Origin of the sequence: Enterococcus sp. DIV1304_2 (assembly GCF_050555445.1) — a bacterium.
In the GTDB taxonomy this organism is placed as follows: Bacteria; Bacillota; Bacilli; order Lactobacillales; family Enterococcaceae; genus Enterococcus_B; species Enterococcus_B pernyi.
On sequence record NZ_CP187851.1, the window covers coordinates 2,153,851 to 2,180,632 of the forward strand.

Annotated in this window: 26 protein-coding genes, 1 tRNA gene and 1 other annotated feature; of the genes, 5 read left to right on the forward strand and 22 right to left on the reverse strand. The window is 40.2% G+C overall.

Features of this window, described 5'->3' with window-relative positions; genetic code table 11:
- Window positions 1-463: 463 nt before the first annotated feature.
- From IGJ14_RS09935 to rpoN, 7 genes are all read right to left on the reverse strand, one after another.
- Window positions 464-958, reverse strand: coding sequence for a hypothetical protein (locus IGJ14_RS09935; RefSeq protein WP_019723101.1), 495 nt, complete (start codon window positions 956-958; stop codon window positions 464-466).
- Window positions 959-1,761: 803 nt separating this feature from the next.
- Entirely contained in the window at window positions 1,762-3,060 is a 1,299-nt protein-coding gene (eno, locus tag IGJ14_RS09940) for a phosphopyruvate hydratase (protein ID WP_010734865.1), read from the reverse strand.
- Between the two features lie 116 nt (window positions 3,061-3,176).
- Window positions 3,177-3,932 (reverse strand): triose-phosphate isomerase, encoded by a 756-nt coding sequence (tpiA, locus tag IGJ14_RS09945; RefSeq protein WP_019723102.1) that lies wholly within the window; start codon window positions 3,930-3,932, stop codon window positions 3,177-3,179.
- Window positions 3,933-4,026: 94 nt separating this feature from the next.
- Complete coding sequence (locus IGJ14_RS09950; protein ID WP_010734863.1) at window positions 4,027-5,217, reverse strand: phosphoglycerate kinase; 1,191 nt, start codon at window positions 5,215-5,217, stop codon at window positions 4,027-4,029.
- Window positions 5,218-5,323: 106 nt separating this feature from the next.
- A complete protein-coding gene (gap, locus tag IGJ14_RS09955) occupies window positions 5,324-6,325 on the reverse strand; it encodes a type I glyceraldehyde-3-phosphate dehydrogenase (protein ID WP_010734862.1) in 1,002 nt (333 codons plus the stop codon).
- Window positions 6,326-6,365: 40 nt separating this feature from the next.
- A complete protein-coding gene (locus IGJ14_RS09960) occupies window positions 6,366-7,457 on the reverse strand; it encodes a sugar-binding transcriptional regulator (protein WP_171844984.1) in 1,092 nt (363 codons plus the stop codon).
- A 152-nt stretch (window positions 7,458-7,609) separates the two neighbouring features.
- On the reverse strand, window positions 7,610-8,938 hold the full coding sequence (rpoN, locus tag IGJ14_RS09965; RefSeq protein WP_195339223.1) for an RNA polymerase factor sigma-54: 1,329 nt from the start codon (window positions 8,936-8,938) through the stop codon (window positions 7,610-7,612).
- A gap of 59 nt (window positions 8,939-8,997) precedes the next feature.
- On the opposite strand from rpoN, the gene IGJ14_RS09970 reads away from it, so the two are divergent.
- Window positions 8,998-9,069 (forward strand) — tRNA-Arg (locus IGJ14_RS09970).
- A 108-nt stretch (window positions 9,070-9,177) separates the two neighbouring features.
- Here the strand turns inward: IGJ14_RS09970 and IGJ14_RS09975 are convergent.
- From IGJ14_RS09975 to IGJ14_RS09990, 4 genes are all read right to left on the reverse strand, one after another.
- The gene (locus tag IGJ14_RS09975) at window positions 9,178-9,807 is read right to left on the reverse strand and encodes a hypothetical protein (protein ID WP_019724552.1); all 630 of its coding nucleotides are present in this window, start codon (window positions 9,805-9,807) and stop codon (window positions 9,178-9,180) included.
- Window positions 9,808-10,110: 303 nt separating this feature from the next.
- Complete coding sequence (locus tag IGJ14_RS09980; RefSeq protein WP_010734858.1) at window positions 10,111-10,509, reverse strand: hypothetical protein; 399 nt, start codon at window positions 10,507-10,509, stop codon at window positions 10,111-10,113.
- A gap of 280 nt (window positions 10,510-10,789) precedes the next feature.
- A complete protein-coding gene (rpoE, locus tag IGJ14_RS09985) occupies window positions 10,790-11,401 on the reverse strand; it encodes a DNA-directed RNA polymerase subunit delta (RefSeq protein ID WP_019723160.1) in 612 nt (203 codons plus the stop codon).
- 76 nt (window positions 11,402-11,477) lie between these two features.
- Window positions 11,478-11,909, reverse strand: coding sequence for a DUF1934 domain-containing protein (locus tag IGJ14_RS09990; protein WP_019723161.1), 432 nt, complete (start codon window positions 11,907-11,909; stop codon window positions 11,478-11,480).
- 253 nt (window positions 11,910-12,162) lie between these two features.
- On the opposite strand from IGJ14_RS09990, the gene IGJ14_RS09995 reads away from it, so the two are divergent.
- The 3 genes from IGJ14_RS09995 to yidA are packed head-to-tail and all read left to right on the forward strand — an operon-like array spanning window position 12,163 to window position 15,174.
- Entirely contained in the window at window positions 12,163-12,996 is an 834-nt protein-coding gene (locus IGJ14_RS09995) for a lipoate--protein ligase family protein (protein WP_019723162.1), read from the forward strand.
- Window positions 12,980-14,350, forward strand: coding sequence for an HD domain-containing protein (locus tag IGJ14_RS10000; protein ID WP_065095691.1), 1,371 nt, complete (start codon window positions 12,980-12,982; stop codon window positions 14,348-14,350). The genes IGJ14_RS09995 and IGJ14_RS10000 overlap by 17 nt, the downstream gene beginning before the upstream one ends.
- Window positions 14,351-14,364: 14 nt before the next feature.
- The gene (gene yidA, locus IGJ14_RS10005; RefSeq protein ID WP_010734853.1) at window positions 14,365-15,174 is read left to right on the forward strand and encodes a sugar-phosphatase; all 810 of its coding nucleotides are present in this window, start codon (window positions 14,365-14,367) and stop codon (window positions 15,172-15,174) included.
- Between the two features lie 70 nt (window positions 15,175-15,244).
- On the opposite strand, the gene IGJ14_RS10010 is transcribed toward yidA, so the two are convergent.
- Window positions 15,245-15,688 carry an NUDIX hydrolase gene (locus tag IGJ14_RS10010; protein WP_019723164.1) on the reverse strand — a complete coding sequence of 148 codons (444 nt, stop codon included), beginning with the start codon at window positions 15,686-15,688 and terminating at the stop codon, window positions 15,245-15,247.
- Window positions 15,689-15,821: 133 nt separating this feature from the next.
- Here IGJ14_RS10010 and gloA point away from each other — a divergent pair, with 133 nt between their 5' ends.
- On the forward strand, window positions 15,822-16,196 hold the full coding sequence (gene gloA / locus IGJ14_RS10015; RefSeq protein ID WP_010734851.1) for a lactoylglutathione lyase: 375 nt from the start codon (window positions 15,822-15,824) through the stop codon (window positions 16,194-16,196).
- A gap of 83 nt (window positions 16,197-16,279) precedes the next feature.
- On the opposite strand, the gene IGJ14_RS10020 is transcribed toward gloA, so the two are convergent.
- From IGJ14_RS10020 to IGJ14_RS10065, 10 genes are all read right to left on the reverse strand, one after another.
- Window positions 16,280-17,626: a TrkH family potassium uptake protein gene (locus IGJ14_RS10020; RefSeq protein ID WP_019723165.1), complete on the reverse strand. Its 1,347-nt coding sequence runs from the start codon at window positions 17,624-17,626 to the stop codon at window positions 16,280-16,282.
- A 374-nt stretch (window positions 17,627-18,000) separates the two neighbouring features.
- On the reverse strand, window positions 18,001-18,636 hold the full coding sequence (locus IGJ14_RS10025; protein ID WP_010734849.1) for a V-type ATP synthase subunit D: 636 nt from the start codon (window positions 18,634-18,636) through the stop codon (window positions 18,001-18,003).
- 7 nt (window positions 18,637-18,643) lie between these two features.
- The gene (locus IGJ14_RS10030; protein ID WP_019723166.1) at window positions 18,644-20,020 is read right to left on the reverse strand and encodes a V-type ATP synthase subunit B; all 1,377 of its coding nucleotides are present in this window, start codon (window positions 20,018-20,020) and stop codon (window positions 18,644-18,646) included.
- Window positions 20,013-21,794, reverse strand: a complete 1,782-nt coding sequence (locus tag IGJ14_RS10035; protein ID WP_019723167.1) for a V-type ATP synthase subunit A — start codon at window positions 21,792-21,794, stop codon at window positions 20,013-20,015. The genes IGJ14_RS10030 and IGJ14_RS10035 overlap by 8 nt, the downstream gene beginning before the upstream one ends.
- Window positions 21,795-21,814: 20 nt before the next feature.
- Window positions 21,815-22,126 (reverse strand): V-type ATP synthase subunit F, encoded by a 312-nt coding sequence (locus tag IGJ14_RS10040; protein WP_019723168.1) that lies wholly within the window; start codon window positions 22,124-22,126, stop codon window positions 21,815-21,817.
- A complete protein-coding gene (locus tag IGJ14_RS10045) occupies window positions 22,116-23,102 on the reverse strand; it encodes a V-type ATPase subunit (protein WP_062804879.1) in 987 nt (328 codons plus the stop codon). The genes IGJ14_RS10040 and IGJ14_RS10045 overlap by 11 nt, the downstream gene beginning before the upstream one ends.
- 14 nt (window positions 23,103-23,116) lie before the next feature.
- Entirely contained in the window at window positions 23,117-23,701 is a 585-nt protein-coding gene (locus tag IGJ14_RS10050) for a V-type ATP synthase subunit E (RefSeq protein WP_019723170.1), read from the reverse strand.
- Between the two features lie 16 nt (window positions 23,702-23,717).
- On the reverse strand, window positions 23,718-24,188 hold the full coding sequence (locus IGJ14_RS10055; RefSeq protein ID WP_010734843.1) for a V-type ATP synthase subunit K: 471 nt from the start codon (window positions 24,186-24,188) through the stop codon (window positions 23,718-23,720).
- 23 nt (window positions 24,189-24,211) lie between these two features.
- Complete coding sequence (locus IGJ14_RS10060; protein ID WP_195339221.1) at window positions 24,212-26,206, reverse strand: V-type ATP synthase subunit I; 1,995 nt, start codon at window positions 26,204-26,206, stop codon at window positions 24,212-24,214.
- Window positions 26,193-26,516 carry a hypothetical protein gene (locus IGJ14_RS10065; protein WP_019722431.1) on the reverse strand — a complete coding sequence of 108 codons (324 nt, stop codon included), beginning with the start codon at window positions 26,514-26,516 and terminating at the stop codon, window positions 26,193-26,195. The genes IGJ14_RS10060 and IGJ14_RS10065 overlap by 14 nt, the downstream gene beginning before the upstream one ends.
- Window positions 26,517-26,624: 108 nt before the next feature.
- Window positions 26,625-26,672 (reverse strand) — a sequence feature (sodium ion sensor (DUF1646 type); this cis-regulatory element may regulate processes involved in with the transportation of sodium ions).
- Between the last annotated feature and the right edge of the window lie 110 nt (window positions 26,673-26,782).

Genomic DNA, 26,782 nt, shown 5'->3' on the forward strand with positions numbered 1-26,782 from the left:
GCGAACTATACCGATGTCTCCTAGTTCAACTTGCATGGCTGTTGTATTGGTCTTGCCTGTACATTTTGACTTGATTACTAAGGTAGTGAAGCTTTGATCATGTATATTTGTCTTTCTACGGAATTATTATCTAAACACCTTCACTTATTTCTAATAAATTTCTATTGATTAAAATTTTCTCTGTTTGCATTACTAGATTCATAAATCTGATGGACCAACCAGCGCCAGTAGAAGCTTGCAACTACACGAAAGAATAAAAGAAGGAACACTGATCAGGCAATCAACAAGAGTAGTTTTCATTGATTGGATCAGCATTTCTTCTTTGAATATTCTATAGGACAGACGGATAGATCTACGTATTCTATATTATGATCCATCGTATTCTGTCAATCTTCGCACACTTAACTCTTTTTATCTGGCAAGCCTTTCACAACTGAAAATAACTATTTTTTAGTCCGGAGTATTATCCCCAAGGATTATTTACTTCTTGTGCTGTCAAGATGATTTTGGCGCTATCATCTCTGTTTGATCGCCATACGTAATCATTTGCATCTAAAATGACATCGAAATCTTTTTCGATCTGTACCGAACTCATTCGCATTACCTGTTGTGCTTGAAGATGTGGGTTTGAAGGTTGAATGTCTAGTCCATTTCCATATTGGTCAAGTTTTGCAAAAATATTCACAAAAACATCCTGTGATTTTGTATTATTTACTGTAGCAGTTGCTTTCAAGACCTTCGTTTGTTTACGCATATCTGAGTTTAAGTCAAAATCAGATAATTTGAAATCGACTTTGTTTGTTGTTCCTTCATTGAAAGTGATATCTAGTTTTCCATCTTGGACTTCAATCGGTATTTGTTTTTCACTGACTGCCTCGGATGCGTTTACTAAGCTTGGGTTACTACCTACTAACAACAAAGTTGATAGCATAACTGTTGTGGATACCTTTTTTTTCATTGTTGGATAGCCTCCGGAATTTAATATTTTTTTCACAAAATCAGTTTACATTAAATTTCCTTATAGGGTTTATCCGAACATTCAACTCTTTTTTTAAAAACAGGATAATCTTTCACCACGTTCTTTGCTACATGATAGAAACTTGTCCGGAAAGATGGACTAGGCTCACTCCTTACCTCTATAAAAGCTCCCTATTTGTCCTTTGATCAGAGTTATTAGACCTTTTAGGCGTGATATTTCGACCAAAACCGTATCCGGTTATCAAAAAAATTTCCATGAGAACTTATTCTCTTACATTCATCAAAAATCAACTTATTTATATTGGAACCGAACACTATGCGGGTTTTGTTTATATGGCAACATATGATGATGACGTCAAAAGACTTGGTGGTTAGGTTGAGGAAGTAAGAGAAGCAAATGATAAAGAAGAAATTCTTCGGAATCGTTCGTCGTTTAGATAATCAATAGACTATAACACACTATATAATAAAAAGAAACCCCACATAGTTGTCGATCTTCAAGTTTATAGGAGGTACATTCTTGTTCTCAATCGTCTCGTTTTCATCATCCATGATAAAGACGCGATGAATTAAGAACAGCTTGGTTAAAGCTAATTAATCGATTTTGTGCCTAATAAAATATGAGGAATGATGATCTTTATTTATATTCATAAGAATCTATGATTTGTTTCTATCATTCGTTTCTTTAAGTACTAAAAATATTTTTTCTGATTAATCATATGCCTAAAAAAAATACCCCTCTCATGTCATTGACATAAGAAGGGCATTTTTACATTCATTTAATTATTTGTTTTTTAAGTTGTAGAAAGATTTCAAACCTTTGTACTCTGCAACTTCACCAAGTTGGTCTTCGATACGTAATAATTGGTTGTATTTCGCAACACGGTCAGTACGTGATAGAGAACCTGTTTTGATTTGGCCAGCGTTTGTTGCAACTGCGATATCAGAGATTGTTGAATCTTCTGTTTCACCAGAACGGTGAGAAACTACTGCAGTGTAACCAGCTTCTTTAGCCATTTCGATTGCTTCGAAAGTTTCTGTCAAAGTACCGATTTGGTTAACTTTGATAAGGATTGAGTTAGCAATTCCTTTTTCGATACCTTCAGCAAGTTTTTCAGTGTTTGTTACGAACAAGTCGTCACCCACTAATTGAACTTTGTCGCCTAGAACTTCTGTCAATTTCTTGAATCCATCCCAGTCGTTTTCGTCTAATCCATCTTCAATAGAGATGATTGGGTATTTAGATACTAATTCTTCGTAGAATTTGATCATTTCGTCAGTTGTTTTTTCGCCTTCGCCTGAATCAGCTAATACGTAAACACCTTTTTCTTTGTCGTAGAATTCTGAAGAAGCAGCGTCCATTGCAAGAACAACGTCTTTACCAGGAACATAGCCAGCTTTTTCGATTGCTTCGATGATTACTTCGAAACCTTCTTCGTTTGAACCAAGGTTAGGAGCGAATCCACCTTCGTCACCAACTGAAGTTGCTAATCCACGAGATTTCAAGATTGCAGCTAATGCATGGAATACTTCCGCACCCATACGTAGTGCTTCTTTGAATGTTGGCGCGCCAACAGGCATGATCATGAATTCTTGGAAGTCGATTGAGTTATCCGCATGTGATCCACCGTTGATGATGTTCATCATTGGAGTTGGTAATACTTTTGTGTTGAATCCGCCTAGGTAGTGGTATAAAGGTACTTCTAGGTAGTCAGCAGCTGCACGAGCAACAGCGATTGAAACACCAAGAATAGCGTTCGCACCTAATTTACCTTTGTTAGGAGTTCCGTCTAAAGCGATCATTGCTTTGTCGATAGCCATTTGGTCACGTACATCGTAGCCAATGATTGCTTCAGCAATGATGTTGTTTACGTTGTCAACAGCTTTGATTACACCTTTACCGCCATAACGAGATTTGTCTCCGTCACGTAATTCAACTGCTTCGTATTCACCAGTTGAAGCACCTGAAGGAACCATTCCACGGCCGAAAGCACCGCTTTCTGTGTATACTTCTACTTCGATTGTTGGGTTACCGCGTGAGTCTAGAATCTCGCGAGCGTAAACATCAGTAATAATTGACATGTTTTGTCTCTCCTTTGAGTTTGGTTTTTTCCTAAGGGATTTCCCTCATATACGATTTTAGTTAATTTTGTGTCTTTGTGCAAACATTTCTTGCATTTTTCACAAATTTTCAATAATTATTTTACAGCATCAAGTAATGCTAAGAATGAATCCGCTTCTAAGCTAGCTCCGCCAACTAATGCGCCATCCACATTTTCTTTTGCCATATACTCAGCAATGTTCTCAGGTTTTACAGAACCACCGTATTGGATACGAACTGCTTCTGATACTTCTTTGCCGTAAAGTTTTTCAACTGTTTGACGTACCACGCCACAGATTTCGTCAGCGATTTCAGCATCTGCTGATTTACCTGTACCGATTGCCCAGATTGGTTCGTAAGCAATAACTAGATTACTTACTTGACCTTCTGTTAAGCCTTCAAGACCAGCAGTGATTTGTCCTTCGATCCACTCAGCAGTTTTGCCTGCTTCATATGTTTCTAATGACTCACCACAGCAAAGAATTGGGATCATACCGTTTGCGAAGATTGCTTTCGCTTTTTTGTTGATATCTTCGTCAGTTTCGTGGAAGTATTCACGACGCTCAGAGTGACCGATGATCACATATTGTACACCTAGATCAGCTAAAGCTGCTGGTGATGTTTCACCAGTGAATGCACCTGAGTTTTCCCAGTAAGAGTTTTGTGCAGCGATTTTCAATTCTGTACCTTCAGCTGAAGCCATTAATTCTTGTAAGAATAATGCAGGAGATCCAATCACTGAATCTACTTTATCATTTGAAGGGATCTTGTTTTTTACTGCTTCTGCAAAATCTTTTGCTTCAGATGCAGTTTTGTTCATTTTCCAGTTACCAGCGATAATTGGTTTACGCATGATATGCACTCCTATTCAGAATGTAAGAGGACTACAGATTTGAGCAATCTGTAGATGGTCCTCTCACCATTTTATTTATTCGTTGATTTTATGCTTATTTGTCGTTGATTGCAGCTAGTCCAGGTAATTCTTTCCCTTCAAGCAACTCTAAGCTTGCACCGCCACCTGTTGAGATGTGAGTGAATTTGTCTGCAAAACCTAATTGTTCCGCAGCAGCAGCAGAGTCACCGCCACCGATGATCGTTGTTGCATCTTCAAGGTTAGCGATTGCTTCACAAACACCGATCGTACCTTTAGCGAAGTTACTCATTTCGAATACACCCATTGGTCCGTTCCATACAACTGTTTTCGCACCTTGTAATGTATCAGCAAATAATTTAACTGATGCAGGGCCGATGTCTAATGCCATCAAGCCTTCAGGAATATCTCCTTCGATGACTTGTGTTTCTACATCATTTGAAAATTCAGGGGCACAAACGTTGTCGATTGGTAAAACTAATTTGTCGCCTGCTTTTTCGATCAATTCTTTTGCTAAAGCTACTTTATCTGCTTCAACTAAAGAGTTACCGATCTTGATGCCTTTTGCTTCGTAGAATGTGTAAGTCATTCCGCCGCCGATCAAGATTTTGTCTGCTTTAGGAATCAAGTTTTCGATGACACCGATTTTATCTGAAACTTTCGCTCCACCTAAGATCGCGATCATCGGACGTTTTGGTTCTTCAACTGCTTCGCCAATGAACTTGATTTCTTTATCCATCAAGAATCCAGCAACTGTTGGGATACCTGTTGAAGCGATCCCTACGTTAGAAGCATGGGCACGGTGAGCTGTACCAAACGCATCATTGACAAATACATCACCTAAAGAAGCCCAGTATTTACCTAGGTCAGCATCATTTTTGCTTTCTTTTTTGCCGTCGATGTCTTCAAAACGAGTGTTTTCAAAAACAACTACGTCTCCGTCTTTCATGTCAGCAATTGCTGTTTCTAATTCTGAACCACGAGTTTCAGGAACGAAAGTTACTTCTTTACCTAGCAATTCGCCTAAACGTTTTGCCACTGGTGCCAAAGATTTTCCTTCTTTGTCTTCTTCTGTTTTCACACGTCCAAGGTGAGAGAAAAGAATCGCTTTTCCGCCTTGCTCCAACACATAATTGATTGTTGGTAACGCAGCTTTGATACGTGTATCATCAGTGATGACGCCGTCTTTCAAAGGAACGTTGAAGTCAACACGGACAAGGACTTTTTTATCTTTTAAATCAATATCTTTGACTGTTTTCTTAGCCATTTGATTTCCTCCTAAAATAAACATCTTATCAAAAAAAGCGGAGAAGCGCGATTGCTTCCCCGCTTTTAAGTGTACATGGATATAGGTTACACTTGTACGATTTATCTTATAAGTTAGCGAAGTATTCTAAAGTACGTACTAATTGTGCAGTGTATGACATTTCGTTGTCGTACCAAGCAACAGTTTTAACTAATTGTTTGTCGCCAACAGTCATTACTTTTGTTTGAGTAGCATCAAATAATGAACCGTAAGTCATACCAACGATATCTGAAGAAACGATTTCGTCTGTGTTGTAACCGTAAGATTCGTTAGCTGCTTCTTCCATTGCAGCATTTACTTCATCAACTGTTACGTTTTTATCAAGAACTGTAACTAATTCTGTTAATGAACCAGTTGCGATTGGTACACGTTGAGCAGCTCCGTCTAATTTACCGTTCAATTCAGGGATTACTAAACCGATTGCTTTAGCAGCACCTGTTGAGTTAGGAACGATGTTTGCAGCAGCAGCGCGTGCACGGCGGAAGTCACCTTTAGGATGAGGTCCGTCAAGAGTCATTTGGTCACCTGTGTAAGCGTGGATAGTTGTCATTAATCCTTCAACAACACCAAATTTGTCGTTCAATGTTTTAGCCATAGGAGCTAAACAGTTAGTTGTACATGAAGCACCAGAGATAACTGTTTCTTTACCAGTTAATGTTTCATGGTTTGTGTTGTAAACGATTGTTGGTACATCGTCTCCACCAGGAGCTGAGATAACAACACGTTTAGCACCAGCTGTTAAATGTTTTTCAGCAGCTGATTTTGAAGTGAAGAAACCAGTACATTCTAGAACGATGTCTACGCCTAGTTCGCCCCAAGGTAATTCTTCAGGGTTACGGTTAGCTAATACTTTAACTTCTTTTCCGTTTACGTTGAATGAACCTTCGTGAACTTCAACTGTTCCGTTGAAACGTCCTTGAGTTGTATCGTATTTTAACAAGTGTGCCAACATTTTAGCATCTGTCAAATCGTTGATTGCTACTACTTCGATTCCATCTACATCTTGGATACGACGGAACGCTAGACGTCCAATACGTCCAAAACCATTAATACCTACTTTAACTGTCATTTAAGATTTCCTCCTTATGAAAATCAAAAAAATATTTATTTTAAAGGGATACCCCTTTTAAAATCTCATTAGCAGCGGCTTCATCTGTGATGAGCCACGTTTGTTTTGGTGCATTATTCATATACGCTCGAATTGCTTTGGCTTTGGCTTTCCCTCCTGCAACCGCAAGAATGATCGGGACTTTAGCTAAGTCTTTTAATTCGATGCCGATTCGTGGGACTTTATAAACGACTTCTCCTTTTTCATTGAAGAAATAGCCAAAAGATTCCGCAACGGCATTGGCTTGTTTCAACATCAGCAATTCTTCTTCATTCATCTTTCGTCGCGCTGCCATATGCAACGCCCGTCCAATACTATGAATAACACAATTCGCCTGACTTATCAAGTTTAAAACTTCTTGTATAGACGGCTCATTGAGTAATGAATTGTAAGTAGCCAAGCTTAATTGTTCCGGCACATATAGTGCTCGGTGTTTTCCATTTGCCTTTGTAGCCATTCTAGCACTGACTGAGTTCGCTTGTACAGTAATCGCCTCGCCGATCCCACCTCGCGCAGGAACAAACAAGTTATGGCGCTTGCTATTTTCTAAGCTAGTCAGTTGCTCTGCAACGATCGCCATCGTCGTTCCTCCCATGACTGCGATGATATTATCACCTTCCGGAAGTAGTAGATTCAGTGATTCGTCCAAGGCTTCGCCAAAAGCATCTGCTACTTTTGGTTGTTGTTCACTGTTTCCAGAAACAACGATACAGCGCTGGTTCCCAAAATACTCAGATAGTTTCATTTCAATCTGATGCATTCCTAAAAGTTGGTCCATAAAGCCTTCGAGGCTTTGATAGACTTCCTCTCCTTTTTTCGTCAGCGTCATACCACTTTTAGAGGCGTTGATCAGTTCAAGTTGTTTGAGCAGATCCGTTTCTGTTCGTAAGACACGTTCGGTCATGCCCATGCTTTCCGATAAACTACGACGACCAATTGGCTGCATCCAGTAAATATTGCGCAAAATCTTATAGCGTTCTTGCAAAACATCCATGATGTCTGGCGCAACAGCTTCAATCAGTTTCAATTCATCTAACATAGCGATCTCCTTAGTTGGACATTTTTCGTCCAATGTAGACTCAAAACGACCCATGTGATCTAAAAAAATAAATCGGACTTTCCAACTTGCACGTTTTCTACTAGGAAAATCTCAACCTCACATGACATAGTCTAACAGTTTTGTCCGTATTTATCAACAAAAAAAGACTAGAAAAATGTTTAAGATTCTTCCAGTCTTTCATTCAATTATTTATCATACCGTTTTCTTTTCGATGAACTAGGGATTCCTAACAAGTCACGATATTTGGCGACTGTTCGTCGAGAAATCGAAATTTTGTCATTTTTCAGTAGTTCTACTAATTTTTGGTCAGATAATGGTTTGCTTTTATCTTCCGCATCCACTAGTTCTTGGACTTTTTTCTTTGCGGTATCTGCTGATAGGTCTTCAGTACTCTCTGCATTTGTAGGTTGGAGTCTCGTCGTAAAGAACTTTTTCAATTCGAAGACACCAAAATCGGTTTCAAGATACTTGCCATTGACTGCTCGACTGACCGTTGATTCGTGGACGTCGATTTCTTCTGCGACTTCTTTTAAGGTCAATGGGCGGATCGGTCGTGCGACATTTGTAAAGAATTCTTTTTGCCGAGAAACAATGATTTGCGCCACACGCATGATCGTATCACCGCGTTGCAAAATCGTTTTTTGTAGCCATTCAAATTCTTGTTTTCGTTCTTTCAAATAGGCTTGAGTCTCTTTATCTGCTTTTTTTTGCATCTGTTGAAAATAGGCTTCTTGAAAACGTACATTCGGCTGGTTGCCTCGATTTGAGATGACTTGGACTTCTTCACTTATTACGACAACTTTGACATCGGGAATGATATACAAACCGCTACTATGGTCAAAGACTCGTCCAGGACTTGGACTAAGGGTTTGGATATAGTCAAAGATCCGTTGTACATCGCTTAATGGAATCGCAAAATGTTGGGCGATCTCTTTCCATTTGCGTTCGACTAATTGATCAAACCATTCTTCCAAGACGATGTAAGCCAATTCGGGCGCATAATCGTCTCTTTCGGTTTGTAACATCAAACATTCTTGTAAACTTCGCGCCCCAACACCTGCTGGCTCTAACTGCTGGATCAGCGTCAATGCGTCAAGCATTTGGATCGGTGTCGCATTCGTTTGTTGGATGGCGTCTTCTAAAGAAATAGTCAAAAAACCATTCAGGTCGATATATTCGATCAAATATAAAATCAACTTACGTAAGAAAGTATCTCGGTAATTCAAATGGACTTGTTCGATCAATGATTCAAAAAGTGAGCCTGTTGTATCAGGAATTTGATTCAAGTAGCTCGTCTCTTCTCCCTCATAACTGGCATTACGTTTTTGGTAATCGGGTTGCCAATCCGGTTCGATCACTTCTACTAAGGGGTTTTCCAACGCCTGATTTTCAACAAAAGCCAGTAGCTCTTCGCTGTTATACTGCAAGACTTGGATGGACTGTTGGAGCTGTTGTGTCATGGCAAGTTTTTGTGTTTGTTGTTGTTTTTGTGAAAAATTTTGTTCAAATTTCATTTTTTTGTCCATTCCCCTTGTAATTTATTTTTGATTTCGATACAATTGTTGCAGTGCTTGCGTCCTTAGTGTAGTGGATATCACGTAAGATTCCGGTTCTTGAGACGGGGGTTCGATTCCCTCAGGACGCGTCTATTGTTATCTTAGCATATTTGTGAAGATTTTGCTTTCAAATTTCTAAGAAAAAAAGCGGTTTTCCTATCTAGGAAAACTGCTTTTTTTGATTTCTTCATGGTATTTCAAAAAGTAAACCAATCTTCTATGTAACTATAGTAGAAATGATTCGTTAAAGGTCCAGGAGTATAGCGCTCTGTCACACCCTCACCTTGACGAAGCGTTAAACCGTTTCTTAAAGTGGCTGTTTTTTGATCATAAAAATCACCATTGATGAGATAAAATATTCGGTTAGGGTCCTCTAAATAAGCAAATACATCTCCTGTAAAATGTTTTTCCAATCCTTGATCAGCGGATTTCAACTGAACGGATAAAATCGACTTGATTGCTCGGAAATTTCCACTTTCACTCGTTTCACAGTATAACAATAAATTTGGTTGGTATACTCTGTTGACAGTTATGTTTTGAGAAAAGATACGGTAGATTGCCCCATTATGTATTGCGCTTTGCACCATTTGCTCAGTATAGCCGAGCTGTTTTTTAGCTTCTTCTTCGGTTAGTTGATATTCTCTCGAAATGACACGAAGCAGTTGCTGAAAGTCCAACTTACTGGACATTGTACGATATGTATTTTCTTCATTTTTCGTTGAAAGATTCAAAGAGGTTTGCTCTTTTGGTGATGAATGGACCAAGAGAAACAACCCAAATAAAATCACAAGAAAACCGATTACTTTTATTCGTATTGACTTTTTCATTGATTACTCCTATTTATTTGTTATTCTTCTGTCTATAATCATAATCGGAAATAGCCCATGAAGCAAAGAGTTTTTATAAAAAACGAACGTTTTTTTATTTTCCGACTTGATTCTATAACCTGTTTCCTCAAGAAGTCACTACAGCAGTGTTTAGCCTCAAAAAATAAGGCGCCATCCACGAAAATTATTTTTTAAATTTTGGTGGATGGCGTCTTATTTTTCGAAGAGTTACTTCTGTTTCCGCCGTTTATTCGATTTTAAGTGGTACGAGAGGACTATTGTCCCACGCTCTTTCATTTTTTATCAATCATAAGGAACATAATCTTCGTAACTTTCTTCGTTGTTCAAGGCTTCATTTTCAATAAAATAGTTCATACCGCCCATCAATTCCGAACTCATTGGTCCGTTTAAAGATAAATCATGACGTTCAATCATTTCCCGGTATTCATCTGCACTGATCACCGCACCGGTTTTCAAGCTTTTGTATTGCTTCGGTGTTTCCTCCACTTCCTGATCCAACTTTGAAAAATCTGTTTCTTTGTATGTCACGAAATAGCCATGAGAAAGTTTCCGTTCGACTACTTCATTGCATTCAGGACAGCGGATCGGCATTTCTTTTTCTCGATGCTTCACAATGTGACGTACTTCATTATAATAGAATTTGGTCTGACAATTGGGACATTTTAATTGATCATCTAACATATCGATCGTCTCCTTTTATATTTGATTGTCATGCCTCAGTTTCACTTTCATCATACTCTTTTTTACAACAAATGAAAAAAGATTCGCTGATATCACCTAATGCTTTTCTCTGAAACATTTCTATAAATCACAGAAATATCCCTTCATCCTTAAGGAGAAACACTTTTGGTTTCTAGTTGACGTTCTGCCTTACTCTTTAGGACTTTTTCTTTTATTCTAATACAAAAAACTGCAAGGCTACTTTTACAAGTAACTTGCAGTTTTTTGTGATTTCTCTTACTTATTCTTCTGGGAAATCTTCGTCTTCAAATTCTTCGTCTTCTTCGTCATCGTCTTCGATAATGCTTAGATCTTCTTCGATGTTTCCTGGGATTTCTTCTTCGTCGTCTCCAGTATCTGCACCAATTTCTTGTAAGTCTGAATTGTATGCAGCGATTTCTTCATCATCGTCATCTTCATCTTCAAAAAGATCATCATCGTCTTCGTCAGACAGATCAGTATCTTCTGGGTCATCATCGTTATAATCGATGGCATCTTCGTCATCATTGATAAAGGCATTGACTTTTTTGCGTTTACGACGACGTGGTGTATCCTCGTCTTCTTCGTCGATTCCATGGTTGACTTCTTCATCGATCGAATCGATGGCATACCATGAACGCAAGCCCCAACGATTGTCGCCTAATGAAATAAAGCTACCGTCGATATTTAAGTCAGTATAAAATTGTGCGAGTGAATCACGAATGTCACTATCTGATTTGCCAAGATATGTTTGAATCTCATTTGCTAAATCAGAAAAGTCCATCACATCACCACGCTGCTCTAAGATCGCGTGTGCGACTTCGATCATTGATAATTCGTTTTTGTTTGCACCTTCAAATACACTAATTTCCAATCAGGACACGTCCTTTCACAGTCTACTCCTTATCATACAAAATCACAGGTAAAAAATCAAACGTTTCTTTGCTATTTTATGCAGTAAAATCTAAGACCATCTCATATTCACCTATTTTTTCTATTCCCATGAATAAATCGTACTCGATCATGACTTTGCCAGCGGTTGGACGATCTTTTAGACTGACATGTAGTTCTTTTGTGTATGTGTCGACTTGGATCATTCCGTAAGGGGTCCGATAATGAGTCTCCAAGCGTTCACGATAGGCAAATTTCAAACGCATACGCATTTCACCAGCACGGATCAATTGCACGTGACCATCTGGCATGATCTTGATCGTGACAGGAATTTCTTCTTGTCCTTCTTGGATCTCTTTATAGCGTATGTATAAGGTATCGCCAATTTTGACCATTTGTCCTTTCAGATCAAAATAAAAATCTTGTTGCTCTCCTTGTTGTTTCACTTTTGTACGTAATTGTATCGAAATCGGTAATCCAGATCGTTCCATTTGACATTCTCCTTTTCTCATAGCTACATTGTTCCCACTTTCCATTGATTTGTCAACCGACAGGTCTAAAGAGCAGATAACTTTTTCCTCTCTTCTTTAATAATTTGGAGTATAATGAAGGAAGTGGGCGTGAGACTCCTATTGTATTATAACGATTTGGGGGCTGTGACATGATCCTCTCGTCACACCTAAGTTCAAATAAAAGATAGGTAAAGCACCCGTTCTCAAACAGATTTAACTAGGAGCTGAGTACATGACATCCATCATTTTGGATCAAGAAGTCTACCACACAAACGATTTTTCTCCGTTTGCTTTAACGGATATTTTAACAGAGAATTCAAAAAAAAAGCAACAAACTTTTCTACATTTTTGGCAATATCAACAGACAGTTATTCTTGGTATGAAAGATACTCGGACACCCTTTTTAGCTGATGGGATAAAGGTTATCCAACATGCGGGATTTACCCCAGTGATTCGTAATGCCGGTGGACTTGGCATCATTTCCGATCAAGGAATCTTGAATATCTCATTGATTTTCCCGCAAGAGGATGAGAATAGGATCTCGATCGATGAAGGCTACGAAAAGATGCTCGCTCTGACTCGCCAAGCTTTTCCTGTTTACGCCGACAAAATAGAAGCCTATGAAATCAAAGAGTCCTACTGTCCAGGTACGTATGACCTTAGTATCGATGGTAAAAAATTTGCCGGGATTGCCCAACGTCGCATTAAAAACGGGATTTCAGTCATGATGTACCTTAGCGTGAATGGGGATCAAGAAAAACGAGGCGAACTGATGCGACAGTTTTATCAACAAGCGTTGAAAGAACAGTTTGGTACGGATGGCTACCCTGCCGTGAGACCAACAAGTATGGAGACATTAGAAGAGTTATTCGCTACGTCATTGACGGTCGTGCAAGTAAAAGAGTCATTTATCAAGGCATTTGATACAATGTATCCAACAAGTATTTCGATGGATTCTGACGCTTGGCAAAAAGCCAATGTCTCACCAGATGAGTGGCAAGCACAAATCGAGCGTATGAACCAACGAAATGTACTAAAGGAGATGGCTTATGACAACACCTTATAAATACAAACTGTTACCAATGGAAAAAGTCTTTAGAGATCCAGTGCATAACTACATCCACGTGCAACATCAAGTGATTTTAGACTTGATCAATTCGAAAGAAGTCCAGCGATTACGACGGATCAAACAACTCGGAACTTCGTCATTTACTTTCCATGGCGCAGAGCATAGCCGTTTCACTCATTCACTCGGTGTATACGAAATCTCCCGACGCATCTGTGACATTTTTTCAAGAAATTTCTCCATTGAAAAAATCGGCCCTTCTGGTTGGGATGATCGGGAACGTCTCGTGACTTTATGTGCCGCCTTACTCCATGATATTGGCCATGGGCCTTATTCACATACCTTTGAACATATTTTCCAGACCAATCATGAAGCAATCACTGTAGAGATCATTACTTCGCCAGAAACGGAAGTCTATCAGATTTTGAATCGTGTCGAAGAAGGTTTTCCTGAGAAAGTGGCTAGTGTGATCCAAAAAACGTATCCAAATCCACAAGTCGTCCAAATGATCTCTAGCCAAATCGATGCCGATCGTATGGATTACCTTTTACGTGATGCCTATTTTACAGGTACAGAATATGGAACGTTCGATCTGACAAGGATTTTGCGTGTGATTCGCCCCTATCAAGGTGGAATCGCCTTCTCCATGAATGGGATGCACGCAGTAGAGGATTATATCGTCAGTCGCTATCAGATGTATGTCCAAGTATACTTTCATCCAGTTTCTCGGGGAATGGAAGTCGTCTTGGAGCATCTGTTGCATCGTGCCCATGAACTTTATCACCAAGATGATGATAGTTTTGCACGTCATTCACAGTTACTGTTGCCATTTTTAGATGGCACATTTAGTTTAGATGAGTACTTAAAGCTGGATGATGGCGTCTTGAATACGTGTTTCAGTCAATGGACGGATTCATCTGATCCAATCCTTAGTGACTTAGCCAAACGCTTCTTAAATCGTAAACCATTGAAATCAGCAATGTTTTCTGGTGATCGTCAGTCCCCACTGATTGCTGAATTGACCTCTTTGGTCGAAAAAGTGGGCTACAATCCAAACTATTATACAGCCATCAATTCAAGCTATGACCTGCCTTATGATTTTTACCGTCCAGAAGAAGGCAGACATCGCACACAAATTGAAATCTTGCGAAATGACGGAACTTTGGTAGAATTATCAGAGGTCAGTCAATTAGTTGCTGCACTCGCAGGGCAAGAACAAGGAGATGAACGCTTCTTCTTTCCGAAAGAAATGGTCGATCCTACCTTGCGTAATCACTATGATCTTTTTGATGAAACCTACCAAGAATTTGCGCGTCATATCCATAATGGCGCATTGATTGAAGAAATAAACTAACTAAGGAGAATGTTATGTCTATCAAATTAGTCGCTATCGATATCGATGGCACCCTTTTAAACGAAAAAAGAGAAATCACACAAGAAGTAAAAGAAGCAATTGCAAGCGCTGTGGAAAAAAATGTGGCAATCGTACTATGTACAGGTCGTCCGCTTCCAGGAGTCAAAAACCAATTGAATGAATTGGGATTATACCAAGACAACGATTATGTGATCACTTATAACGGTGCGTTAGTCCAACAAACAAAATCCGGCAAGATCATTGCTCGTCATGGCTTGACTTATGAAGATTTCTTGGAGATCGAAGTCATGGCCAGACGTGTGGGAAGTCATTTGCATTCGATCGATGATCAAACGATCTATACAACAAATCGTGATATCAGTCCCTATACTGTCCATGAAGCTTTTTTAGTCAACATGCCATTGAAATATCGGACAGCTGATGAAATGACACCTGATATGAGTATCGTGAAGATGATGATGATCGATGAACCAGCGATCCTAGATGCTGCCATCGCTCGTTTACCACAAACTTTCCGCGAAAAATATACAACTGTCAAGAGTTCACCTTTCTACTTTGAGATCTTGAACAAAGAAGCTAGTAAAGGCGCTGCTGTTGCTAACTTAGCCCAACATCTAGGAATCAAACAAGAGGAGATCATGGCAATCGGTGACAACGAAAATGATTTGTCGATGATCGAATACGCTGGATTAGGCGTGGCGATGGGAAATGCCGTTCCGTTGATAAAAGAAGCGGCTAATGTGGTCACTGCAACCAACGATGAACACGGTGTGGCCGAAGCAATCAAAAAATATGTCTTGTAAAAGTAATGAATAAAAACAGCTCATTTCGAAGACCGAAGTATCGGCTCTTTCTTATGAGCTGTTTTTTTGTTCAATTTTGCTTCATCGCTAACCATTTTTCCACTGCCCAACGATGACTTCCTCGTTTTAATTTTTCTAAGGCAGTTTCAGGAGTGACCCACCAGATCGATTGGTCTTTTTCGGTTGGTTCCCCTACCTTTTGCCAACTCTTTGCTACATAAAAATAGCCAGGATTGTGGAAGTAAGTTTTTCGATGGTTTGAGTAAAAATATTCCGCTGCTTCCCCTAGATAACAAGCAATCTCTGCGCTGATCCCCATTTCCTCCAGTAATTCACGAGAAATCGCTTCTTCATTTGTTTCCTGTCCCTCTTTTTCACCGCCTGGCAAAAAAAAGGCACCATTTGGCGCTTCGATCATTGCGATTTTCCCATGTGTTTCGACAATGATATACGCTGCGTAACGGTCTTGGTAATTTGCAGACTCGTCTTTTTCGCCAAACATTGGGTTTTCCATAGGTATTGTCCCTTCATCTTTTTCTTTCTATTCTACATGAGAGTTTTCTCATAAACAAGCACAAACCCATAGCGTACTTGAAATTTTTGATATGATAATGTGGAAAAGGTAAAAAAGAAAGGAAGATATACTTATGAAAATGGCTCACACTTGCGTCCGCGTTAAAGATCTTGACGCTTCTTTAAAATTCTATCAAACAGCATTCGGCTTTGAAGAAAGTCGTCGTCGCGATTTTCCAGAAAACAAGTTCACGCTGGTTTACTTGACTTTACCAGGAGATGATTACGAATTAGAGTTGACTTACAACTATGATCATGAAGGCTATGATTTAGGAAATGGCTACGGTCATATCGCTATTTCAGTTGAAGACTTAGAAGCACTTCATGAAAAACATCAAGCAGCAGGCTTCAACGTGACTGACTTGAAAGGACTGCCAGGAACAGCTCCGTCTTATTACTTCGTTGTTGATCCTGATGGTTACAAAATCGAAGTGATTCGTACAAAATAAATAGAGCAACACTAAAAAACAGAGGATGTGAACACCGCGTGTCAACTTCCTCTGTTTTTTTCTGTTCTTAAAACCTCTTACTGTTAACCGATCAATACGCTCTCTTCTGGATATTTGTACTTCGTCCCTACTTGATTTCCTTTTACAAGAATAGAGAAAAAGACGGTTAAAATCCCTACACGTCCGATATACATCAATGACATGATGATCAGTTTCCCGACTTCTGTCAAATCTGGCGTCAACCCCATTGTCAACCCAACTGTTCCAAAAGCTGAGAACACTTCAAAAGCAATATATTCGATGCCTGAAGTTTCTGGGATCGTCTCAGTCACAGACAAGACCATGATCGCCAACATACATAAAGACAATGTAACGAAAAACAATGTCAGTGCGCGAAGTACTGCTGCTGGGCGAATCGTTCGTCCGAAAGCTTCAGCTCTGGTTTTCCCGTTAAATGTCGCATGCATTTGAATCAATAGGATGCCCAAAGTAGTGGTCTTTAACCCACCTGCTGTTGAACCGGATGTTCCACCGATATACATCAAGATCATTGTCAACATCAAGCCGGCATGGCTCATTTGTAAATAGTCGATGGAGTAGTAACCAGCTGTTCTTGGTGTGACACTCATGAAGAACGTATTTGCTAAACGTTCAAGATAAGTTCCTTCAACTAGATGGATCGCATTTTGTTCGGTAAAGAAAAAGACGATAAAACCGCCCACCAATAAGCCACCAGTGACAATCAATGCAATTTTTGAGTGGAGAGTGATTTTCTTTACTTTATGATAACTAAGTAGATCCCGCCAAACAATGAAACCTAACCCACCAGCAATGATCAGCGCAGAGACCACCATTAAGAGATAGATGTTTGGCTGATCATTTGCTAAGCTATCCCCTAACAAATCAAACCCAGCATTACAAAAACTTGATACGGCATGGAAGATGCTGTACCAAATCCCTTTTGTCCATCCGTAAGTCGGCACAAATGTAAAACTCAAGGCAAGTGCTCCCAGCCCTTGGATGACCATTGCGAATTTCAAGATATAGAGCATCAAACTCATAACACCTGACATGATTTCAAGATTCAATGCTTCTTTTAGTAAGATCCGCATACTAAAGCTGACTTTTTTCTTCGCTACTGCAAAGAAAATAATGGGGATCATCATAAAACCTAAACCACCGATCTCGATCAAAACCATGATCAGAAACTGACCGGCTTCATTCCAATGCGCCGCAGTGTTCAATGTAGTCAAGCCAGTGACACAGACGGCTGAAGTTGCAGTAAATAATGCATCAATATAATTCGTCGGTTCGCCACTTTTACTAAAGAAAGGCAAAGTAAGTAAACTGCCACCAACTAAGATCAAAAGAAAAAAGCCAACAGCAATCAATTGAACTGGTGACAGTTGTTTTGTTATCCTCTGTTTCATTCGAATCACTCCTCTAAGACCGTTAGCTACCTTCGCAACGAACAAATGAAGTAGCTATTGCTCTCACGGATGTAAAAGTAAGTCCGCCAAACGCTCGCTCTCTTTTCATCCCTTATCTTACCCTGTTTTTCTTCTTCCAGCAAAGAATATGAGTCTTTTTTCTCCCTTATACCTGTTCGTTTGATACACCTGCTTTCGAACAAACAATAGGAACGCTCAAATGAGCTCTACAAAAAGAAAAAACTCCAGATAATAAGCCATAAACGTCCGAAATTAGTTAAAGATATTTTTCGACGTTTACGGCCTATTCTTCGGAGCTTAGAACTGTAGCTCGGATGAACGACCAACGTTACTAATTTGCTCAGATGACTTAGCTAATCAGCGTTCCCCATATTTTTCACTTTGATCAAGCGAGTAACTTCCGCACGTTCATTTTCTTCTAACTTCATCTTGATATAATAGATCGTTTCTTCTAATTGTGGGATCGTCATGTACTCTAACGCATTCACTCTGCGCCGTGTTTTTTCGATCTCGCCCGCCATCAGTTGACAGGTTTTCTCGATCTCTGTCAACTCAAGGAGCTTAGGCAGAAATGAGGTAAAACGATCGATCGAACGGTCTAATTCTGCATTGGAATTCAAATAGCCATAATCCACCGGTGCTTCGCCTAGCTGTTCGTCATATTCAAAATTCATGATCGGTACTTTGACGCTCATAATGTTTTTTTCGATAACAGCTAACTCGACATTTTCAGCCGGTAGTACAAACAATTCATCAATGAAGGCTTCAGGTAATGAAGCTTTCGCAAGGACAAAATCGCTCATAGCTGCTGTCATTTCTTTTTCTACTACTTGGCGCAGTTCATTGTTCTTACGGATCAGTAGGATGAATTGACGCATCAATTCATCCTGCTTATCCTTCAACAATTTGTGTCCTCTTGTTGCAGTCGTCAATTGTTTTTTGAGTCGTGTCAATTCCATTCGTGTCGGATTAACATTTAATCGAACCATCTGACACTCACTCCCCTTCTGGCAGGTACTGGTCAAGCAGATCGTCTTTGATCCGTTTTAATTCCGTTCGTGGAAGCATGGCTAAAAGTTCCCATCCTAGATCCAGCGTTTCAGCGATCGAGCGATTGGTATAAAAACCTTGATTGACATATTCTTTTTCAAAACGTTCCGCAAATTTTGCGTAGATCTTGTCCACATCTGACAACGCCGATTCCCCTAAGACAACAGCTAATTCTTTGGCTTGTTTGCCTTGAGCATACGCCGCAAACAATTGGTTCATCGTTGCTGCATGATCTTTTCTAGTTTTCCCTTCACCTGTCCCTTTATCTTTCAAACGTGAAAGTGAAGGCAAGACATCGATCGGTGGTTGGATGCCGCTCTTGTACAATTCCCTCGTCAAAATGATTTGTCCTTCTGTGATATAGCCGGTCAAATCAGGGATCGGATGGGTCTTATCGTCTTCTGGCATAGTCAAGATCGGGATCTGTGTCACAGAACCCTTCAACCCACGGATTCGACCAGCTCGTTCATATAAAGTTGCTAAGTTCGTATAAAGATACCCTGGATAGCCACGACGACCAGGCACTTCACGACGGGCAGCAGAGATTTCGCGTAATGCTTCGGCGTAGTTGGTCATATCTGTCATGATGACTAACACGTGCATCCCTTTTTCATAAGCAAGATATTCAGCCGCAGTCAATGCCATGCGAGGTGTTGCGATCCGTTCGATGGCTGGATCATTCGCTAAGTTCATGAACATCACCGAACGATCTATTGCTCCCGTCTGGCGGAAGTCTTCCATAAAGAATTCTGCTTCTTCAAAGGTGATTCCAATGGCAGCAAAAACAACTGCAAAATCATCAGAAGAGTCTAATACCGTCGCTTGTCTCGCAATTTGAGCAGCTAATTCTTTGTGTGGCAAACCAGAGCCGGAAAATACCGGCAATTTTTGTCCTCTGACCAAAGTATTCAGGTGATCGATTGCTGAGATACCTGTTTGGATAAACTCATCAGGATAATCACGAGCCACCGGGTTGATGACTTCTCCATTGATGTCCAAGTATTTTTCTGGTAGGATTTCTGGCCCATTGTCTTTTGGACGACCTAACCCGTCGAATACGCGACCGATCATGTCTTCAGAAACCCCCAACTCTAATGGGTGCCCTAAAAAGCGGACCGTTGAATCTCTCAGATTGATCCCACTAGTTCCTTCAAAAATTTGGACCATCGCTTTGTCTTCTTGTACTTCAAGTACTTGTCCACGACGAATCTCGCCATTTTGCATTCGAACTTCGATCAATTCTTCGTATTTCACCCCAGCGACTTTCTCGACCGCCATCAAAGGTCCGACCACTTCGCCAATTGTTCGATATTCTTTAATCATCGGTCATTCCTCCTTCTGAAACGATTGCTTGGATCGTTGGTTTGATATTCGCTTGGATTTCATCTAATTTCTCTAATTCTGTTTCTGGCACGAATTTACTACGACCGATTCGTTCTCTCAATCCCACAGTTCCTTTCATGATCTCACTGAGATAAGCACCTAATGAAATCGCCTGACGTGCTTCTTCACCAAAAGATAGGATCAATTTCAACATCTTGAATTGCTTTTCTCTAGAAGTAAATGTATCCACGTCATCAAACGCATTTTGTTGTAAGTAATCTTCACGAATGGATTTTGCTACTTCAAGCGTCAAGCGATCATTATCTGAAAGTGAATCGACACCAACAAGACGCACGATTTCATTCAATTGCTCTTCTTGTTGCAAGATACGCATTCCTTCTGCCACCATCTCTGCCCAATTCGCTTGTAGGATCTGATCCATATAACGTCCCACTTCTGACGAATAAAGAGAATAGCTTTGAATCCAATTGATGGATGGAAAATGACGCTTCTGCGCCAGACTGGAATCTAATCCCCAGAATACTTTCACGACGCGCAACGTATTTTGCGTCACTGGTTCAGAAACATCTCCACCAGATGGTGAGACCGCACTGATCGCTGTAATGCTTCCTTCACGTTCTTCACTACCTAAAGCAATGACACGTCCAGAACGTTCATAGTATTCTGCTAAACGAGAACCTAAATATGCAGGATAGCCTTCATCACCAGGCATTTCTTCTAAACGTCCACTCATTTCTCGCAATGCCTCTGCCCAACGAGAAGTGGAATCTGCCATGATCGCCACATCATATCCCATATCACGGAAATATTCCGCAATAGTGATCCCTGTATAGATCGATGCTTCCCGTGCAGCTACTGGCATATTTGATGTATTGGCAATCAATACGGTACGTTCCATCAATGATTCACCTGTATTAGGATCAATCAATTCTGGAAACTCATTCAGTACGTCCGTCATCTCATTACCACGTTCACCACAACCAACATAAACGACCATATCGACATCTGCCCATTTAGCAATTTGGTGCTGAACAACTGTTTTACCAGCACCAAAAGGGCCAGGTACAGCGGCAGCTCCGCCTTTTGTCACTGGGAAAAAGGTATCGATAACACGTTGCCCCGTGATCATTGGCGCGTCCGGATTCAATTTTGCTTTGATCGGACGACTCCGTCTAACAGGCCATTTTTGCAACATCGTCAATTCTCGCAAACCGTCTTCTGTTTCGATGACACAAACCACTTCATCGATTGTAAATGATCCCGCTTCGATTTTTTTGATTTTTCCTTTGACGCCATGAGGTACCATGATTTTGTGTTGGATGATCTTTGTTTCATCCACCACACCTAGAACATCTCCGGTACTGACTTCTTGCCCGACTTCAGCAGTTGCTTCAAACCACCATTTTTTTTCATGGTCTAACGCTGGTAATTGGACACCACGACTTAAAAAGTTGCTTTGCGTGATCGCCATGAACGTATCCAATGGCCGTTGGATCCCATCAAACATTTGTGAAATGATCCCAGGCGCCAACTCAACAGACAACGCTTCACCTGTTGAACGAACGGGTTCACCAGGGCCGATCCCTGAAGTTTCTTCGTATACTTGTATCGATGCGACATCTCCGCGCATCTCAATGATTTCGCCGATGACTCCTAGCTCTCCCACTAAGCACATATCTTGGATACTTGCATCTGACATATTTTTTGCCATCACGAGAGGGCCGGAGACTTTTATGATTTTTCCAATTTGCAATGCACTATCTCCTTTACATTCTATAAGATATTTTGTCCAACTGCTTTTTCCACACTCTTTTGGATCTCTGCTACGCCGATCCCCATCGTTCCTTGATGGCTAGGGATTAGGACAATTGCTGGCGTCATCGATTCTTTGTAACGTTCTATCGTCTCAGGTGTCATCGCCGCCGATTGTTCTGTGACATAGATCACTCCATAGGCGCTTTTTGCCATTTGTTCGATTGCGCGCCTCACTTCTTGTGGCTCTGTCGCATAGTGCACATCAAACCCAAATAATTTAAATGGTAAAACAGAATCTTTGTCGCCAACGACACCGATTTTATGCGTCATAGACTTGTCTCACCCTTTCTCTGATCGTTTCATTATCAAAGTGATTTTTCTTACCGATCACTAATAACCGAAGATTTTTACTCTCAATTTCTTTTGCATTCAAGAAAGCAAGTAAAGGCAACGGGCCAAAAGCCTGCGTTTGTGCGGCTTCATACAGCGAAGATAAGTAATCGTCTTTGATTTGTTCTAATCGAACAAAATCTAGTTCTCCTTCATGGATTGCAGGTTCGATCAATTGACGATAATCTGTTGTTTGCAGAAAGTTCAAATAGGTATCCAACTCGCTTTTGACGAAACTCAAAAACGTTTCTTTCGGGATACTGCCAGAACTTGAAAGTACTGCAGTCATAAAACCGCTGGATCGTTGTTGCAAGATACCGCGTGCCATCGTCGTGATATTAGTCAAATCAATAAACGCAATGATTTCTTCCAGTAATTCCGGATATCCAAGTTTCTCTCCAAGACGGCGTTGTTCTGTCAAGAAATAGCGATCATAGATAACATCGATTCCTTGTAACACAGAGGATTCTTCGCAGTATTCATGGACTTCACGAATACTATCCATCAACTGCGAAGGCAATTCTGTAGAGGCTTGTGTATGGATTGCTTGCTTTAACGCTTCGCATGAATAAAAACCATCATTACGGTACAGATGATCTAGATTTTTACCCGTCATCTCAGCTTTTGTCAGGACTTTTAAATTATGGAACGTATAACGCATCGTATAGACCCAAACGACTTCAGGTTCTGGCGCCGATTCTTTCAACCAGGTAAATAGTTTGCCCGACTCAGCCAACAGATTTTCCTCAAAGTCCCGTTCAAACCCTTCGTAGATATAAGGATGATAAATCGTTGTTTTTAACATTTCGCCTAATGCGTCCAATGATTTCGTCTGGATCATGCGATCAAAATCTTCTTTTGATAAAAGTTCTAATTCTCTTCCACGAATCAAGGGATTTAATTCATGATAATCCATTCACCGATCCCTCCTTACTCGAATAGTTGTTTCGCAATTTCAAAGCGCATTTGTTCTTGCACTTCTTGTACTAGATCACTATAGACAAAGTTGTATTGTACGCCTTGGTCATCAATCATAAATCCTGCTTCTTTGGCAATCCTTCGGTCACTTAGATGCAAGGTGAAGGGCAACTGTTGATTCCACTTTGTCACTACTTCATTGGTTAAAATGGCAGCAGATTTTTCTCCGGCTAATAAAGTAACATCACCAGATAAGGATAAATTCTGCACCATATTGAACATCAATGAAAGTTGATCTTCTGCTGGCCAACTTTCTAATTCTTGGCGTGCTTCAGCAAACAAACGATGTAAAAATTCTTGTTTTTCATTGAGTATTGCTTGACGCACTTCCACCTGTTGGCGATTTCTTAATTGACGGTAACTCTTTTCGATTTCTTCAAGTTCTTTAGATTTTTGCTTTTCATCGTCTGCTTCTAAACGCGCACGCTCGATTTTGAACTGCTGATCGATTTTTTCACGTTCTGCTTTTTCAAACGCCGCTCGTTCTGCTTCAGCTGTTTCATTCATTTGACGAATGATATTATCAATGGCGTTCATTGTTTTTCCTCCTTGTTTAAGCATTCAATACTAATAAGAAAGAAATAACGAAGCCTAAGATTGCGTAAGTTTCAACCATTGCGGCAAAGATAATTCCTTTAGTTGCGTGTTCTGGTTTTTTCGCTAAGATCTGGATACCTGCAGCAGATACTTTCCCCTGAGCAATTCCAGAAAACAATCCTGTAAAGGCAATCGGTAAAGATGCGCCTAAAAAATTCAGCCCTTGGACAACCGACATATCTGCATTTAAATTGATAAAGATCAAGAAGGCGATTACGAAGCCATAAAGTCCCTGTGTTCCGGGAAGTAATTGTAAAATCAACGCTTGTCCGAATTTTTCCGGTTGACTTGTCGTCAATGCAGCTGCGGCTTCACCAGTCATCCCTACACCTTTCGCTGATCCGATCCCTGAAAAGATCGTGGCTGTTGCCATCGCTAATACCGCAAACACCATTCCACCATTTTGAGCAATTAAGTAATCCATCATTTTTTAAAATTCCTCCAATTTTTTTACTTTTTCTTATGATTGATATTGACATATTTTTCCGCTGTTTTCAGTGGATCGAAGGCCCGTCCGCCTCCGGTATAAAACTTGCCGAAAAATTCGACATATTGCAATCTCGCGCCATGCACGTAGGCACTAAGCAAGGTCAAGAACATATTCAACGCATGTAAAGCGATGATCAATAAGATCCCGACACTAAAGCGCGCGGCTGGCGGCATGAAAGCAACCAACATATTGAAGGCAGCGCCGATACTCCCACCAGAGATCCCCAAAGCCATCAATCGTGTGTAACTCACTAGATCACCGATATAACCAGTCAAACCATACAAATTATAGGCTCCTTTTGCAGCACCTTTGGCTTTGGATGAAGATTGGAAAATCGGAATGACCAAAATACATAGCGCTGATAAAATCGCTAATCCTGCACCTAGGTAAACAAAAATCGGGTTCTTGACGATCATACTACCAAGTAATAAAAGGACGACTCCCACTAAAATCCCTTGCCAGGCAAATCCATCATTGATCGCATCCACGTAATCTTTGCGCTTGATATGCTCTTTTGCTGCAAGAAACAATCCGACTAAGATTTGGATAAGCCCAAAAATGACAGACAAGACTAAAATCGTATTGACATCATCTGTTGTAGACAACAACGGGAAGGGTAAGTGGATACCTAATACTTCGGTCGGTAACGCTTGTCCAAAGAAGGAACTATAAATAAATCCCCAGATGATCGACGGAATCGCTAAGATTTCGAAAAACTTAGCAAATCGCTGCATCCCTCGAGGTAATACCAACAATTTTTGCGCAATGATTGCGCCTATAAGCATGAGTAAACCATAACCAATATCAGCCACCATCATCCCGAAAAAGACAAGATAAAATGGCGTCATCCATGGTGTCGGATCAATTTCATGATACTTAGGTAAACTGTACATTTCCGTCAGCATTTCAAAAGGTGCCACGATTGGATGGTTCTTCAATTTCGTTGGTACTTCTTGATCGATCTCTTCTTCGGTGGGCGCTTCAAAGCTAAGAAAGACTTCATCAGCAGACAACGTATTTTCTACCTGCTGGATCAATTCTTGCTTTTCGTCCTCGCCGACCCATCCTTGGACAACGATCAGGTAAGGCGCCATGACAAATCGATCCTTCACTGCTTCTCGTTCTGCCATTGCCAAGAGGATTTCTTCTGCCCATTCCAATTCTTGGATGTAACTGCTACAACGACCGATTTTGATCGCTAATTGTTTTTGTGCTTCGTAACAAGCTTGCAACTCTTGCTTGATTTCCTGTAGCTGTTCTTTTGGCGTTTGCTTATAAGGATACGCTTCTTTGACAAAACCATAACGAGTAGCAATCTCATCGACAATAGATGCTGAAGTTTTGAGCACCACGTAAGTCAAGTAAACGAAGTGATCTGTTTCGCTGACTTCTTCCACATAGACCTCTGGAACTTTTGCTAATGCTTCTCTAAATTCTGTTGCATTAGCAACACTGATCGTTCCCATCTCAACTGTTGTTTGGTGACTACTAAAGCTTTGCGGTATAACATCCAGATTTGCCCAATGTGTCAACCAGTCTTCCTGCTCTGACAGTTGTTCTCGTTGTTCTGCCAATGTTTCCCATTGTTTCTTTAAGCCTAATATTTCAGTTAAACGCTTCGTAAAATCTTCTTCCGAATAATTTGCTTCTAGTTCCTGCAAGGTCACTTCTCTTCGTTTGAGGTGTTGTTTCTTTTGTTGCTTGTCCCCATGATGATCAATGAACTGAACAGCTTCTCTTGTTTGCATGATCCGACTAGTAAGCGCATTGACGATCGGTTCTTTTTCAAAAATCGCTGCCTTAGGAAAATAAGTATCCACCCATTGATTATTTGTCGTTTCTTGAAAAAGATCGCGAATCTCTACATTTTGGATGCCTTGGATTGCTTGTAATAAAGCATCCTGATTTTGTTTATCGGAAATAAGAGTCACTTTTTCCATCTTAGTGACGGCCATAGGTTTCTTTCACCCTTTCAATGATCGCGTCAACCGCTTGCTGACGTTGCTTCTCATATTGTTCTTGTACGATGGATTGCAATCGTCTAGCGTCTTCGTTCAATTTATTTTTTTCAGCAATCGCTTGTTGCTGCTCCGCTCGTTTTTTTTCTTCAAACAACTGTTCCAAATGTTGTTTTTGACTTGCACGAAGTTGATCCAATTCGACAGCTTTTGCTTCTTTATAATCTTTTAACTCTTGCTGAAGCTTTTTCATCGCTTGTTCATTTTCTTTTTCAGCTTGTTTGATTTTTTCTAAGGCTTCTAGCACATTCCCCACTTCCTTTCTCTAAAAAAAGAGGGACATCCTTTCTTTTTTCATTGAAAGTATGTCCCTCTAAAAATAACTTCAGATAATCTAGGCACTTTCAAAAAAATGTTCTTCTCACCCCTTGAAGAACTAGATCCTTGAAGCTTGCGCCCAACCATTTATATATTTCTTACTTACAAGTATAACAAATTCAGGTAAAATTTCAACTAACAGATCTCTTTTTCCTTTCAGAAAGTTCACAACTGACAGTAAATGAGCAACTTTAG